The 14025-nt window shown below is 70.5% G+C and carries 15 protein-coding genes, 6 tRNA genes and 1 pseudogene; 13 read left to right on the top strand and 9 right to left on the bottom strand.

The window, feature by feature from the left end; translation table 11 throughout:
* The first annotated feature begins 87 nt into the window (after positions 1–87).
* On the top strand, positions 88–1323 hold the full coding sequence (cobA, locus tag STRIP9103_RS38065; RefSeq protein WP_009335543.1) for a uroporphyrinogen-III C-methyltransferase: 1236 nt from the start codon (positions 88–90) through the stop codon (positions 1321–1323).
* A gap of 85 nt (positions 1324–1408) precedes the next feature.
* The gene (locus STRIP9103_RS38060) at positions 1409–2227 is read left to right on the top strand and encodes a TrmH family RNA methyltransferase (protein WP_009335545.1); all 819 of its coding nucleotides are present in this window, start codon (positions 1409–1411) and stop codon (positions 2225–2227) included.
* 74 nt (positions 2228–2301) lie between these two features.
* On the opposite strand, the gene STRIP9103_RS38055 is transcribed toward STRIP9103_RS38060, so the two are convergent.
* Entirely contained in the window at positions 2302–3696 is a 1395-nt protein-coding gene (locus STRIP9103_RS38055; protein ID WP_009335561.1) for a serine/threonine-protein kinase, read from the bottom strand.
* 196 nt (positions 3697–3892) lie between these two features.
* Here STRIP9103_RS38055 and STRIP9103_RS53635 point away from each other — a divergent pair.
* From STRIP9103_RS53635 to STRIP9103_RS38040, 4 genes and pseudogenes are all read left to right on the top strand, one after another.
* Positions 3893–4136 (top strand): annotated as a pseudogene (locus STRIP9103_RS53635) (hypothetical protein).
* A gap of 208 nt (positions 4137–4344) precedes the next feature.
* Positions 4345–4545, top strand: coding sequence for a hypothetical protein (locus STRIP9103_RS38050; RefSeq protein ID WP_009335569.1), 201 nt, complete (start codon positions 4345–4347; stop codon positions 4543–4545).
* 433 nt (positions 4546–4978) lie between these two features.
* Positions 4979–5917, top strand: coding sequence for a phosphotransferase family protein (locus STRIP9103_RS38045; protein WP_009335565.1), 939 nt, complete (start codon positions 4979–4981; stop codon positions 5915–5917).
* An 87-nt stretch (positions 5918–6004) separates the two neighbouring features.
* Positions 6005–6301 carry a TFIIB-type zinc ribbon-containing protein gene (locus STRIP9103_RS38040; RefSeq protein ID WP_048821710.1) on the top strand — a complete coding sequence of 99 codons (297 nt, stop codon included), beginning with the start codon at positions 6005–6007 and terminating at the stop codon, positions 6299–6301.
* A gap of 55 nt (positions 6302–6356) precedes the next feature.
* On the opposite strand, the gene STRIP9103_RS38035 is transcribed toward STRIP9103_RS38040, so the two are convergent.
* The 5 genes from STRIP9103_RS38035 to STRIP9103_RS38015 form a co-directional block, all read right to left on the bottom strand.
* A tRNA-Val gene (locus STRIP9103_RS38035) sits at positions 6357–6428 on the bottom strand.
* A gap of 21 nt (positions 6429–6449) precedes the next feature.
* Positions 6450–6521 (bottom strand) — tRNA-Val (locus tag STRIP9103_RS38030).
* A 51-nt stretch (positions 6522–6572) separates the two neighbouring features.
* Positions 6573–6644: transfer RNA gene (locus tag STRIP9103_RS38025), tRNA-Val, on the bottom strand.
* Between the two features lies 1 nt (position 6645).
* A tRNA-Cys gene (locus tag STRIP9103_RS38020) sits at positions 6646–6719 on the bottom strand.
* A 39-nt stretch (positions 6720–6758) separates the two neighbouring features.
* Positions 6759–6831, bottom strand: a tRNA-Gly gene (locus STRIP9103_RS38015).
* A gap of 157 nt (positions 6832–6988) precedes the next feature.
* Between STRIP9103_RS38015 and STRIP9103_RS38010 the strand changes: the two genes are divergently transcribed.
* The 3 genes from STRIP9103_RS38010 to STRIP9103_RS38000 all read left to right on the top strand — a co-directional run bounded on the left by STRIP9103_RS38010 (position 6989) and on the right by STRIP9103_RS38000 (position 9886).
* On the top strand, positions 6989–8143 hold the full coding sequence (locus STRIP9103_RS38010) for a chorismate-binding protein (RefSeq protein WP_009335544.1): 1155 nt from the start codon (positions 6989–6991) through the stop codon (positions 8141–8143).
* Entirely contained in the window at positions 8140–8961 is an 822-nt protein-coding gene (locus tag STRIP9103_RS38005; RefSeq protein ID WP_009335563.1) for an aminotransferase class IV, read from the top strand. Before STRIP9103_RS38010 ends, STRIP9103_RS38005 begins: the two co-directional genes overlap by 4 nt.
* 100 nt (positions 8962–9061) lie before the next feature.
* On the top strand, positions 9062–9886 hold the full coding sequence (locus STRIP9103_RS38000) for a GNAT family N-acetyltransferase (protein WP_009335567.1): 825 nt from the start codon (positions 9062–9064) through the stop codon (positions 9884–9886).
* Positions 9887–9963: 77 nt separating this feature from the next.
* Here STRIP9103_RS38000 and STRIP9103_RS37995 read toward each other — a convergent pair whose 3' ends face one another.
* Entirely contained in the window at positions 9964–10482 is a 519-nt protein-coding gene (locus STRIP9103_RS37995; RefSeq protein ID WP_048821709.1) for a DsbA family protein, read from the bottom strand.
* A 240-nt stretch (positions 10483–10722) separates the two neighbouring features.
* On the opposite strand from STRIP9103_RS37995, the gene STRIP9103_RS37990 reads away from it, so the two are divergent.
* Positions 10723–11169, top strand: a complete 447-nt coding sequence (locus tag STRIP9103_RS37990) for a hypothetical protein (protein ID WP_009335571.1) — start codon at positions 10723–10725, stop codon at positions 11167–11169.
* A 158-nt stretch (positions 11170–11327) separates the two neighbouring features.
* Complete coding sequence (locus STRIP9103_RS50965; protein WP_009335539.1) at positions 11328–11480, top strand: hypothetical protein; 153 nt, start codon at positions 11328–11330, stop codon at positions 11478–11480.
* A gap of 204 nt (positions 11481–11684) precedes the next feature.
* On the opposite strand, the gene STRIP9103_RS37985 is transcribed toward STRIP9103_RS50965, so the two are convergent.
* Positions 11685–12245 (bottom strand): CGNR zinc finger domain-containing protein, encoded by a 561-nt coding sequence (locus STRIP9103_RS37985; RefSeq protein WP_009335540.1) that lies wholly within the window; start codon positions 12243–12245, stop codon positions 11685–11687.
* Positions 12246–12741: 496 nt separating this feature from the next.
* Entirely contained in the window at positions 12742–13155 is a 414-nt protein-coding gene (locus STRIP9103_RS37980; protein WP_004002642.1) for an SsgA family sporulation/cell division regulator, read from the bottom strand.
* Between the two features lie 191 nt (positions 13156–13346).
* Here STRIP9103_RS37980 and STRIP9103_RS37975 point away from each other — a divergent pair, with 191 nt between their 5' ends.
* Positions 13347–13826 (top strand): TIGR02611 family protein, encoded by a 480-nt coding sequence (locus STRIP9103_RS37975; protein WP_048821708.1) that lies wholly within the window; start codon positions 13347–13349, stop codon positions 13824–13826.
* A 109-nt stretch (positions 13827–13935) separates the two neighbouring features.
* Positions 13936–14010, top strand: a tRNA-Val gene (locus tag STRIP9103_RS37970).
* Positions 14011–14025 lie beyond the last annotated feature (15 nt).

Raw genomic sequence — 14025 nt, 5'->3', positions numbered from 1 at the left:
CCCGCACCATAGAATCCGCACGTCAGGCCCGCTCCAAAGCCGCAGCGCGCCCACCGCACCGCCGCCAGCCCGAGGGAGCCGCACCTCATGGCCGAACACCCCGCCTACCCCGTGGGCCTCCGCCTCACCAGCCGCAAGGTCGTCGTCCTCGGCGGCGGCCAGGTCGCCCAACGCCGCCTCCCGGCCCTCATCGCAGCAGGCGCCGACATCCTCCTCGTCTCCCCGTCCGCCACTCCCTCCGTGGAGGCGATGGCCGACGCGGGCGAACTGACCTGGGAGCGGCGCCCCTACGCGGAGGGCGACCTCGCCGACGCCTGGTACGCCCTGATCGCCACCGGTGACACCGAGGCGAACACCCGCGCATCCGCCGAGGCGGAGCGGCACCGTGTCTGGTGCGTCCGCTCCGACGACGCCGACGCGGCCACCGCCTGGACCCCGGCGACGGGCCACAGCGAGGGCGTCACGGTCGCCGTCCTCACCACCGACGCCAAGGGCCGCGACCCCCGCCACACCGCCGCGATCCGCGACGCCGTGGTCGAGGGCCTGCGCGACGGCACACTCGTCGCCCCGCACCACCGCACCCGTACACCCGGAGTCGCCCTGGTCGGCGGCGGCCCCGGCGACCCGGACCTCATCACCGTGCGTGGCCGCCGCCTGCTCGCCGAGGCCGATGTGGTGATCACGGATCACCTGGGCCCGCGCGACCTGCTCGCCGAGCTGTCCCCGAACGTCGAGGTGATCGACGCGGCGAAGCTGCCGTACGGCCGGTTCATGGCCCAGGAGGCCATCAACAACGCGCTGATCGAGCACGCCAAGCAGGGCAAGTCGGTCGTACGACTCAAGGGTGGCGACCCCTTCGTCTACGGGCGCGGCATGGAGGAGGCCCAGGCGCTGGCCGAGGCCGGCATCCCGTGCACGGTCGTCCCCGGCATCTCCAGCTCGATCTCGGTCCCGGGCGCCGCCGGCATCCCGGTCACCCACCGAGGCATCGCCCACGAGTTCACGGTGGTCAGCGGCCACATCGCCCCCGACGACGAGCGCTCCCTGGTCGACTGGGCCGCTCTCGCCCGGCTGACCGGCACACTGGTGATCCTCATGGGCGTCGGCACGATCGGCAAGGTCGCCGAGACGCTCATCGCCCACGGCAAGTCCCCGGACACGCCCGTCGCCCTGATCCAGGAGGGCACCACGGCCGCCCAGCGCCGGGTCGACGCGACCCTGGCCACGGCAGGCGAAGCGGTACTAGCCCACGATGTGAAGCCTCCGGCGGTCATCGTCATCGGCGAGGTCGTGAACGTAGGACCGAACCCCTCAACGACGTAGGGACCGGGAGACTCCGCGTAACCGCGGGTAACACAACCCGTTCCGAACCGTTGGCACCGCACCCAGCACAAGGCAGTATCACCCTGTGGCCGATCTCATCACCGTCGAGAACCCCGACGACCCGCGTCTGCGTGACTACACGGGCCTGACCGACGTCGAACTGCGCCGCAGGCGCGAGCCCGCCGAGGGCCTGTTCATCGCCGAGGGCGAGAAGGTCATCCGGCGGGCCAAGGAGGCCGGCTACGAGATGCGCTCGATGCTGCTCTCCGCCAAGTGGGTCGACGTCATGCGCGACGTCATCGACGAACTCCCGGCCCCCGTCTACGCGGTGAGCCCGGAACTCGCCGAACGGGTCACCGGCTATCACGTGCACCGGGGCGCCCTAGCCTCCATGCAACGCAAGCCCCTGCCGACGGCGTCCGAACTGCTCCGGACCGCCCGCCGTGTCGTGATCATGGAATCCGTGAACGACCACACAAATATCGGTGCGATTTTTCGCTCGGTCGCCGCCCTCGGCATGGACGCGGTCCTGCTCTCGCCCGACTGCGCGGACCCGCTCTACCGCCGCAGCGTGAAGGTCTCCATGGGCGCGGTCTTCTCCGTCCCGTACGCCCGTCTCGACACCTGGCCCAAGGGCCTGGACGCCGTTCGCGACGCGGGTTTCACCCTCCTCGCCCTCACACCGGACGAGAAGGCGAAGTCCCTCGACGAGGCCGCCCCGCACAAGATGGACCGCGTCGCCCTGATGCTCGGCGCGGAGGGCGACGGCCTCTCCACCAAGGCCCTCATGGCGGCCGACGAATGGGTCCGCATCCCGATGGCTCACGGCGTCGATTCGCTCAACGTGGGCGCGGCGGCAGCCGTCGCCTTCTACGCGGTGGCGACGGGCCGCCCACAGCCCTGACGACTCCACGGCATCGCAGGCCGCAGTGGACCGTGGCCTTGCAGGTCGCGGTGGACCGTGACCGACGGCCGGTCCTACTCCGCAGCCTCGATGGTCGCCGTGAACCGCTGCCGCATCAAGTCATCCGTGGGCAACGGCGTGAACCCCCGCTGTTCCCGGGTCTGCCCCGTTCCCTTCGGCGCACGCTCCTCGCCGAGCCCTCGCGACGGTCCCTGGCAACCCTGCGCCGCGGCGATACCGAGCGCGGCCAGCAGCGTCACCACGACGAACACCACGAGCCGCTGCCGCAACAGCCGCGGATTGGCGGGCCGCCGCCCGGTCCCGTTGGTCCGGGGCCCAGGCCGCCCGGTCCCACTGCGCGGCGCGGGCCGCTTCCCGGAGCCGGTGTTGCGCGCCGGTACGGGCCGGGAGCCACCACCGGTCCGTGAACCGCCGCCACCCGTACGCGAGCCGCTTCCGTTCCGGGGAAGCGGCGTACCGGACGCCCCCGCCTGACCCTCCTGCGACCCACGCGTGTCCCGGAGTTCCCGCGTCTCCGGCGGCTGTCGCAGCGTGCGCGGCTCGACGTACTGTTCCGCGAGCCGCCCCGAGGGCCGGTCAGGATCCGTACGCGGCGAGGGCGGACGGACATCCGTCAGCCCCTGCGCCTCGCGGGCGGCGATCTCCTTGAGCCGCAGCGACAGTTGGAGCGTGCTGGGCCGTTCGTCGGGGTCCTTGGCCAGGCAGGCGCGGAGAAGTGGTGCCAGCGCGTCGGGCACTCCGTGCAAGTGCGGTTCCTCGTGCACCACCCGGTAGAGCATCACCTCGGAACTACCGTGTCCGAAGGGCGAGTCGGCGGTCGCCGCGTAGGCGAGCGTGGCCCCGAGGGAGAAGACGTCCGTGGCCGGCGTGACGGCGGCCCCGCGCACCTGTTCGGGCGCGAGAAAGCCGGGCGACCCCACGGCCGTACCGACATGCGTCAGCGTCGAGGCACCCGTCGCCCAGGCGATCCCGAAGTCGATGATGCGCGGACCCTTGGGGGACAGCAGGATGTTGGACGGCTTCAGATCACGGTGTACGACACCGGCCTCGTGCACCGCCACGAGCCCCTCGGAGAGGGCGGCACCGACCGCGGCCACGTCGGCGGCCGGCATCGGACCTTCCTCGGCGACCTTGTCATGCAGTGAGGGACCCGGCACGTACTGGGTCGCGAACCACGGCCGGTCCGCCTCCAGATCGGCGGCGACGAGCCGTGCCGTACACCCACCCCTGATCCGTCGCGCCGCCGACACCTCGCGCGCGAACCGCGAGCGGAACTCCTGATCCTCCGCCAGATCCGGCCGGATCACCTTCAACGCGACTCGCTGTCCACGCCGATCGGAGCCCAGATAGACGACGCCCATTCCACCCGCGCCGAGCCGTCTGTGGATCCTGAACGAGCCGACGACGCGCGGGTCCTCGCGCCTCAGGCGCATCATCGCCATGTTCATCCCCGCTGCCCGTTCCGTCTGACGAGCCACAGCTTACGTTTCCACGGCCGGGCGTGCGCAGAGGCCGCGCCCTCCCGACCCGATCGATTGTCGGTGCCGGGTGGGAAACCCGAAAGACGGTCAGGGAACAAGGGCTCGGGACGGTGTTGGGGTTCCTGTGGTCCCAACCACCCGCCTCACAAGGGGGATTGAGCGCGTGAAGGGCGACCGTGTGGAGATGGCCGTGGACGCCGGGGACACGACACGTACCTACGAGGCGGTGGCGAGCAGGGCCGGCCGCCGAGTTGAGACAGCAGCACGGCGAGGTGCCGTGGAAGTGAGCGAAGTCACCCTCCCCCACGCTCGGCTTCGCTCGAGGACGGCGCGGAGCGAAACCAGTGACAGAAAGGGCACTCCAGGCATCTTCCGGGCATCCCCTCCGGGAAGACCCCGAGACCTAGGACCCCATCTCCACCCTGGGGAGTACGTCGCAGGTCATCGCTCATCCTCCGGGAGGCCCGCCAATCGGTACGAGGGCATGACGACCCACACCCGCCACGCGCCTAGATTTGAGGTCAAGCGGCGGGTGCAGCACTCGTCCCCCGAGGTCAGACACCCGCCGCTGCCAACGACGAACAACACAGACGAGATCGAACAGGAGGAGGGACCATGGCCCACACGGCACCGCGGACGGCGATCCGCACGCGCGAGCGCAGGGTGTTCACCGCCGAACGCCGCGCGGGCCGTCGCCACCCCTTGGTGGCGACCGCGATGGTCCTCCCCCTGGCGGCCCTGCTCGTGTACGCCTTCGGCGGCTGGGAGGCAGTGGTCACACAAGCGTCGTCCGTGGGTGTGATGCTGGGGCGCTGAGCGGCGACCCCAGGCCCGGAAGAGCGGTCCGGGCGGGGACATCCACCCATGAAACCCCGTGGGGACGGGGGTGCGGCGGACGGCAAAAAACGCCCGCGCAGCTGGGGAGCTGCGCGGGCGTTGCTCTTTTTGTGCCTGAATCGGCGCCGCTCTCGCGGAGGTGCTTGCTCGCCGTCGTGGTTCCTCAATTGATGGTGCGGCCGTCCTGGGCGAACAACCAACGGCCCGAACCATACGAAGCCATGGGCAGTCGTGCCGCCGTCGCGGCCGCACACAGTTGCGGGCAATCGTGCCGCCGGGGCGATGGGGGAGGGTGGGCGCGGCGGCACCTCGTCACCGTCGAGTTGCGGAGCCAACCCCCGGCCGCCCCCAGAAGAGGGCACCCGCCTGCGTAGGCTCACCGACAGCGCGCCGTACACCACCAGGGGGACCCATGACCGCAGCCGACGTACTACCTGCCCTCAGGGCCAAGGTACGAAGCAGAGCCCACCCGGCGACCACCCCCTGCACCCACCCCGACACGGTCCTCGCGGAACGCGAAGACGGCACGGTCGTCCGCCACGCCGACACGGTCGCCAAGGCCCACGCCCCCGACACAGACCCCACCCACCTCGCCCTCCGTCTCTCCGTGGCCACCACCAACCCCGACACCCTCCTCGCCCCCCTCCACCCCACACCCACCCCTCTCCACGGCCGCCTGATCACGTTCTGGCCCTACGGCACCCCCGTAGACCCCGAAGCCCCGCACAACGCCCCCTGGGAAGACGCGGCCACCCTCCTCGCCCACCTGCACAACACCCCCGCACCCCCGACCCTGCCCCCCATGCGCGGCCCCGCGAAGGCGGCCCAGGCCATCGCCCGCCTGAACGCCACCGCCCCGCACCACCCCGCCGCCACCCCGGTCCTCCGCGCCTGGCGCACCCTCCCCACCTGGGCCAGAGCCGCGTCGCCCATGCCGGACACGACCACCCTCTGCCACGGCGACCTGCACCTCGGCCAACTCGTACGCCACCCGGCGACAACCGGCCCGTGGCGACTGATAGACGTCGACGACCTCGGCGTGGGCGTCCCGGCCTGGGACCTCGCCCGCCCGGCCGCCTGGTACGCCTGCGGCCTCCTCCCACCCGACGAGTGGACCCGCTTCCTGACCGCCTACCAACAGGCGGCCGGCCCCGCGATCCCCACTCACGGCGACCCCTGGCCCACACTCGACGTACCGGCCCGCGCACTCACCGTACAGACGGCGGCCCTCGCGATCGTGAAGTCGACGGCGGCCGACCGCCCCCTCGACGATGTGCAGCGGGCCGTTATCGACGCATGTGACCGAATGGGCACCATCCCGCCGGAGTTGGCGAACGTTTTCCCGAAGTAGGGTGCAACCGACGACAGCCGGGCAGTGTCTGTCCTGGCGTAACGCGAAGCAGCACCGAACGGCGAGGAGTTGAGCCGAACCATGCACATGCAGTGTCCGAAGTGCCATGCGCCGATGCACACATACAACCGCAACGGCGTCCAGATCGAGCAGTGCAGCGGCTGCCGCGGGATCTTCCTCGACTACGGCGAGCTGGAGGCGCTGACCCGGCTGGAGTCCCAGTGGGGCGGCGGCCCGGCCGTTCCGCCGCCGCCGGCTGCCCCGCAGTACCCGGCGGGCGGCGGTCACGGCGCTCCGGCCTGGGGTGCCCCGCACGGCGGCCACCACGGCGGGCACCATGGTCACCACAACCGGGGCTTCGGCCACATGCTGTTCTCCAGCTGAACCGACGGACGACGAAGCCCCCGACCGTGAGAAACGGCCGGGGGCTCGGTGTGTGTGGACGATACTGGGATTGAACCAGTGACCTCTTCCGTGTCAGGGAAGCGCTCTCCCGCTGAGCTAATCGTCCTCGGGTACTGCCTGTGCTGCGTGCGCGATACTGGGATTGAACCAGTGACCTCTTCCGTGTCAGGGAAGCGCTCTCCCGCTGAGCTAATCGCGCGGGACAAGGATCTTGTTCGTACGAATTCGCCGTACGAGCCGGAAGATCCAGTGGACGATACTGGGATTGAACCAGTGACCTCTTCCGTGTCAGGGAAGCGCTCTCCCGCTGAGCTAATCGTCCTTGGAGGTGGAGACGGGATTTGAACCCGTGTAGACGGCTTTGCAGGCCGTTGCCTCGCCTCTCGGCCACTCCACCAGGAGTGCAGGGGTTCGGGAAGATCCCCTCGTTCCTTCGAGCGGACGACGAGGCTCGAACTCGCGACCTCAACCTTGGCAAGGTTGCGCTCTACCAACTGAGCTACGTCCGCTTGTCGTTTCCGTTCCGCTTTCGCGGCCCGGCGACGTGTTGAACTCTAGCGGATTCCGGGGCCAGTACAAAAACGCGTTTGTGCAGCGTGCTGCGGTGCGTCCACTCCAGGACCCGGTCAGGGCCCCCTCCGGGGCGCCCGCCCTAGACTCGACTGCGTGCTCGACCTGCCTCCTCTCGCCCGTTTCGGCAACCTCGTCGCCACCGGCCTCACCGATGTGACCAGCGATCCCGCCGCCCTGGACTCGTCCGGCTTCTGGGCGGTCAGCGCGGACTACGAGGGCGGTCTGGTGTGCGCGCGCTTCGCCGACGTACGCCGTGAGGCGGCGCCCGATCCGGTGCCGGGGCAGTGGCGCGGGCCGGCCGCCGGTGACTGGACGTCGTCCCTCGACCGCACCGCGTACACCGCGGGCGTACGCCGGATACGCGAGCACATCGCCGCCGGCGAGGTGTACCAGGCGAACCTCTGCCGGGTGCTGTCGGCGCCCGTCGCACCGGACGCCGACGTGGACGCGCTCACCGCGCTGCTCGCGCGGGGCAACCCCGCACCGTATGCAGGAACGATTCGCCTGCCAGGTCACGGCGTGGAGATAGCCACCGCGTCCCCCGAGCTCTTCCTGCGCCGCGACGGCCGTGTCGTCGAATCCGGCCCGATCAAGGGCACCGGACGCACCGAGGCGGACCTCCTGGAGAAGGACTACGCCGAGAACGTGATGATCGTCGACCTGGTCCGCAACGACATCGGGCAGGTCTGCGCCACCGGCTCGGTGACCGTGCCCGACCTGTGCGTCGTCGAGAAGCACCCCGGCCTGGTCCACCTCGTCTCCACCGTGCGCGGCGAGCTCCGCGAGGACACCGGTTGGCCGGAGCTGCTCGCCGCCGCCTTCCCGCCCGGCTCCGTCACCGGCGCCCCCAAGTCCAGCGCCCTGCGGATCATCGACGCCCTGGAGACCGCGCCGCGCGGCCCGTACTGCGGCGGCATCGGCTGGGTCGACGCCGACCGGGGCACCGCGGAGCTGGCCGTCGGCATCCGTACCTTCTGGATCGACCGGACGGCGGGCGAGCTGCGATTCGGCACCGGAGCGGGCATCACCTGGGGATCGGACCCAGAGGCGGAGTGGCTGGAGACCGAGCTGAAAGCCGCCAGACTGCTCGCGGTAGCGTCGGGAACGTACGAGGCGAGTGGGAGGACCCCTGCGTGCCGCGCTGACCCGGGCGGCGCGGCATCCGCCGGCGGCTCCGCCACGGGCCGGACCCCCGGCCGAGAGGATCCGAGCGCGTCCGGCGCATTTTTGGGAGGTAATGACCAGTGAAGATCTGGCTCGACGGCGGGCTGCAGGACATCGACTCCGCCCGTGTCTCCGTCCTCGACCACGGACTGACCGTGGGCGACGGCGTCTTCGAGACCGTCAAGGCCGTCGCCGGACGGACGTTCGCGCTGACCCGCCACCTCGACCGGCTCGCCCGCTCCGCACGCGGCCTCGGACTGCCCGAGCCCGACCTCGACGAGGTGCGCCACGCCTGCGAAGCCGTCGTGGCCGCCAACCCGATGGCGCTCGGCCGCCTGCGGATCACCTACACCGGCGGTGTCTCCCCGCTCGGCTCCGATCGCGGCGACCACGGCCCCACCCTCGTCGTCGCCCTCGGCGAGACCACCCGGCGCGCGGACTCGACCGCCGTGATCACCGTTCCCTGGACACGCAACGAGCGCGGCGCCCTCACCGGTCTGAAGACCACCTCGTACGCCGAGAACGTCGTCGCCCTCGCCCGCGCCCATGAACAGGGCGCGACCGAGGCGCTGTTCGCCAACACGGTGGGGCAACTCTGCGAGGGCACCGGCTCGAACGTCTTCGTCGTCCTCGACGGCGAGATCCACACCCCGCCGGTCGCCTCCGGCTGCCTCGCCGGCATCACCCGCGCCCTCGTCGTGGAGTGGACGGGCGCCCACGAGACCGACCTGCCGCTGGACGTCCTGGACGGGGCCGACGAGATCTTCCTGACCTCGACCCTGCGCGACGTCCAGGCCGTACACCGGGTCGACGCCCGCGAACTCGCGGCCACGCCGGGGCCGGTGACGGCGAAGGCGATGCGGGTGTTCGACGAGCGGTCCGGGCAGGACCTGGATCCCTGATCACCGGGATTCGCCGGAACCCGTGGCCGTCGGGCAAAGATCCCGAAAGGCCTGGCTTTCCGTGCTGACTCGGTGCTCCACACGGGGTACAACACCCCTGATGACCACCACCCTGCGGCCCAGCGAGCCGCTTCAGCACGCCGCCGACGGGACGCGTTCGCGCCGCTACCAGGTGTGCGTGAACAGCCGTCCCGTCGGCTCGATACACCTCGGCACGTCCCCCGTCTTCGGCGACACGGTGGCCGTGATCCTGGACCTGCGGATCGAGGAACCGGACCGCCGGCGCGGCCGGGGCACCGTGGCCGCGCTCGCCGCCGAGGAGGTGGCGCGCGGCTGGGGCTGCCGACGCATCCAGACGTCCGTCCCGGCCGACGCCGAGGCCGCCCTGCGGCTCACCCAGGCGCTCGGCTACGTCGCGAGCAACCGCCGTATGCGCAAGACGCTCGACGACACTCCGCCCGAACTACCCGCCGGCAGCCGGGGCCGGCCCATGACGGAGGCCGAGTTCGGACCCTGGAAAGCGGCCGGCCGGGCGGGCTACGCACAGGACTGGATCACCCGGGGCGTGCCCGAGGACCTGGCGTACGAGAAGTCCGCCCGCGACTACGACCAGCTGCTGTCGCAGGGCCTCGCCACCGAGAACACACTGCTCAGCGTCCTCGAACACGAGGGAACCCGTGTCGGCACCCTCTGGCTGGGCGTGGCCGACGACACCGCCTACGTCTACGACGTGGAGGCCGACGCCGCCCACCGCGGCCGGGGCCACGGCCGCACACTCATGCTGCTGGCCGAGGCCCAGGCGATCGCGGCCGGAAAGGCCGGCATAGCCCTCAACGTCTTCGCGGGGAACTTTCGCGCCGAGTGCCTCTACGACTCACTCGGCTATGAGACGGTCACCCATCACCTGTACAAGCAGCTGCTCTGACACGCACGGGTGCCGTGGCCCGCTGAGAGCAGGGTGTGCAGGACTGACCCGTAGGGTTCCGCGACGCGTCCCGGGGGTCAGGCGTCCCCGGCCAGGAGCCGGTCGGCGATCTCCTCGACGCGCTCGCGCAGCCCCGCCTGGCTCTTGCCGCCATCGAGACGCTCGCCGCCGATGACATATGTGGGGGTGCCGGTCACGCCGATCGCCTTGCCCTCGGCCTGGTCGGCGTCGACGATCAGGATGTGCCGGCCGTCGATCAGCGCGGTGTCGAACTCCTCGGCGTCCAGTCCGAGTTCCCGGGCCACCTCCACCAGGAAGGGCTCTCCCTTACGGTCCAGCTCCTCGACCCGGCCCAGCACGGCCTCGATGTACGGCCAGCCCTGCCCCTGCTCGGCGGCCTCCTCGGCGGCCTGCGCGGCGGCGAAGGCATGCTTGTGCTTCTCCAGCGGGAAGTGCCGAAGCCGTACGTCGAGCCGGTCGCCGTAGCGTTCCCGCAGCGCGCGGATGTCGTCCAGGGCGCTGCGGCAGTCGGGGCACTGGAGTTCGCACCAGACATCCAGGACGACGGCGGGAGATACGGGGGAGGAGTCGCTCATGGGCATCAGTCTTCCAGCCGGGAGCGGCAGCGGCCCAATCGGTGGGATGCGGGGACGTCTCCGAGGCGAACCCGAGCCGACCCCGAGACATCCCGGAGACGGCGACCCGGACATGTCCCTGAGCGACCCGGAGATGTCCCTGAGGTCTGCCCGGACCATGGCACACCGGGCGGGCGGCGGTGCAGGATGGAGGGGGCGGAGAGACCGCCTGCGCTCGACCGAGCACGCCTGGAGGACCGGATGATTGCCGAGACAGTCTGCTCCGCCGTCTCCGCGGCCGGCCTGGGCATCGCCGCGATCACGGCGTATCGGAGGCGCTTCCTCAGGGCGACGCGTATCGCCGCCTACTCACTCGTGCCCCTCGGCCTGGTGATGACCGGGGTCGTCGAATGGCTGGCCGACACCGCCTTCAGCCCGACGGCATGGGCCGGGTTCGGCGTGCTCGGCGTCGCATGGCTGCTGTTCATGACCACGCGTGCCGTGGAGCGGCGCCGCGGAGACACCGGCAAGGACCGCAAGGCGGCTCAGCGTGAGGCGATGGCCCCCACGGCCTCGGCACCCTCACTGGGCCAGACCGCCCGCCCGGCGACCCGCCCCACCGCCACACCCCGGGCGACTGGTTCCGGAACTTCCGCCGCGGACGACTTCAGCGACATCGAGGCGATCCTGAAGAAGCACGGGATATGACCCCGCGGGCCGTGATCGACTGAAACGACACAGTAGGTCGGGCGGCGACGCCGAAGTGATCACGTTCGCTCCCGACGTTGTGGATATTGGCGAACTACCCGTCATTCCGGGTGGGTTGATCGCGCGGAGCATGCCCGCTGCGCCATCATCGCCGCGAGATGCTGGACACAACACAGAGCGACACCACCGCCCCGTCCGAGGAGCGGCGAGGTTGTCTCTTCGCGCTCTCGCAGCCACCGCTGATGATCTTCCTTGCGGTGATCGGCTGCCTGCTGCTCATGGCGTCACTGCACGATCTGCTGATGCTCTGAGCCGTAAACGGAGCCCCTGACGTCACCCGTCGAGGGCTCCGTCAGTCCCCAGCGCTCACCAGCGCCAACGCCACCGCACCCGCCGTCGCCGGCCGGTCTCGCCCGGTCTCGCTTCCTCGGTCCTCGCCCACCCGGGGCGTTGCACACCCGGGTCCTTGCCCGTCCGGGTCCTTGCCCGTCAGGGCCTTGAACGGCCCGGCTTCCTCAGCCCGCCGCTTCCTTGCGGCGTGCCCGGTAGGCGGCCACGTGCAGACGGTTGCCGCAGGTGCGGCTGTCGCAGTAGCGGCGCGAGCGGTTGCGGGAGAGGTCGACGAAGGCGCGCCGGCAGTCGGGTGCCTCGCAGCGGCGCAGCCGCTCCTGTTCCCCCGCGACGACGAAGAAGGCGAGCGCCATGCCGCAGTCGGCCGCGAGATGGTCGGCGACGGACGCGCCGGGCGCGAAATAGTGCACGTGCCAGTCGTAGCCGTCGTGGTTGGTGAGCCGGGGGGTGGTGCCGGCGGCGGCGATCAGATCGTTGATGACCGAGGCGGCCGAGCCCGCGTCGGGGGAGGCGAAGACCTCGGCGAACCTGCCGCGGACCTTGCGCACGGCCGCGAGATCGAGCTCCGACAGCGCGCCGACATCGCTGATCTCGTGCTTTCGCACGAAGTCGGCGAGCGACGCGATATCCGTGAGCCCGTCCGTCGCCGTCTCGTCCTCCGGCACGGTGTTCACCAGATCCACCACGGTGTCGAGGGCACACCGGGTGTCGTGGGTGATCAACACGTTTCGCTCCCTGGCCTGCGGGGGTCGGGCGGGCGCCCGCCGATGCTGGCCGATGGTAATGGCTCCCGCCGAAGGAGGACCGGTTCCGTCAGCCGCAGCTGCGGGGAGCCGGGCGCTTGCACGGTCCAACTGCGGGCAAGCGCGCCGCTGGGGCGATGGGGGTACCTCCCGCCCATGGGACCCCTCCCGCTCGAGCGAAGCCGGGAGCGGGGAAGCCGGGAGCGGGGCTGAAGCCGGGACGGGGGACGGCGGGCGTAGCGGCACCTCGGCATCGCCGAGCTGTGGTGGCTCCTCCGGGCAACCCCGGCCAAGTCCGACATTCACACCCCAGGTCACGGAGCACCGGCGTCCACCTGGCGGTCCGCACCGCGACGCCGCCCCGCGGAGGCCCGCGGAGCGGCGTCGATCGGCCGGCGTAAGCCGTATCCGGTTGTCATGGCCCGAGCCGTCTCCCCGAGTGGACGGCGCCGGGCAGCTTCGTGGGGGGTCTCGTCTACTAGCTCTCCGCCAGGATGTGCGAGAGCTCCTGATCGAGGTCGAAGTGCCGATGCTCCGTGCCCGGCGGCACGGCGGCGTCTGTGCGCTTCAGGAAGGACTCCAGAGCCCGCGCCGGGGCTTCGAGAAGAGCCTCGCCCTCCGGGGAGCTCAGGGCGATGCACACGACGCCCTGACCGTGACTGCGCGACGGCCAGACGCGGACGTCGCCGGTGCCGGTGGGCCGGTGCAGGCCCTCGGCGAGGAGGTCGCGGGCGAACACCCATTCGACCGTTTCCTCGGCTCCGGTGTGGAAGGTGGCGTGCACGGCGTAGGGATCGGCCGTATCATACCGCAGTCCCGCGGGAACAGGCAGTGAGGACTCGCTCGACACAACGAGGCGCAGGTGCAGCTCGCAGCTGACCGTGGTGTTCATAAGCGCCAAGGCCTTTCGCTCAGTGTGCGCTCGGGGATTCGCACGTCGGCGAAATCGACATGCCACCTACGGTGCCGTTGTAAACCCCTCTGAGGGTTTTGCGTCGCTTTTGGTAGCTCGTCCGGCCGAGACCGTCTTCATCCGGTTCGACCATTCCGGTGACCGGTTTCTCTCCGGTAGGGTTTGGCCGTATGGGTACGGGGAGTGACGGAACGGGGGAGGTCGCCGTGGCGGCCGACGGAACGAAGAGTGAGACAAACGTAGCCAACAGTGAGGCCGATGTGGCGAAGGGTGAAGCGCCCCTCGGATCTCGCGCGCCGGAATTCATCAAGGCGCGCAGGGCGCTGCACCTGAGTTGGCAGGTGGCCGTCTTCATCATCGGGCTCGCGGTGGTCGTCGCGGGCGTGATCATGCTTCCGCTGCCCGGCCCCGGCTGGGTCGTGATCTTCGGCGGAATGGCCATCTGGGCGACGGAATTCGTCTGGGCCCAACTCGTCCTCCGCTGGACCAAGCGCAAGGTCACCGAGGCCACCCAGCGCGCCCTCGATCCCAAGGTCAGGCGCCGCAACATCATTCTGACGACGATCGGCCTGGTGATTGTGGCCGTCCTTGCCGGGATCTACGTCTGGAAGTTCGGCTTCGAGATGCCCTGGAACATAAAAGACCAGTGATCGAGGGCCCCATCCAGGTCGGCACGGATCGAGGACCACGAACCCCGTCGGACCTGCCGGAGCCGGTCGGAGGCACCCCCTGACATGGGGTAATGTTCTTCCTGCGCCCGGGCGATTAGCTCAGCGGGAGAGCGCTTCGTTCACACCGAAGAGGTCACTGGTTCGATCCCAGTATCGCCCACCATTCGATTGCGGCCTG

The organism is Streptomyces ipomoeae 91-03 (assembly GCF_000317595.1).
In the GTDB taxonomy this organism is placed as follows: domain Bacteria; phylum Actinomycetota; class Actinomycetes; order Streptomycetales; family Streptomycetaceae; genus Streptomyces; species Streptomyces ipomoeae.
Note: the sequence above shows the minus strand (reverse complement) of the source record. Positions and strands in the feature narration are given on the sequence as shown.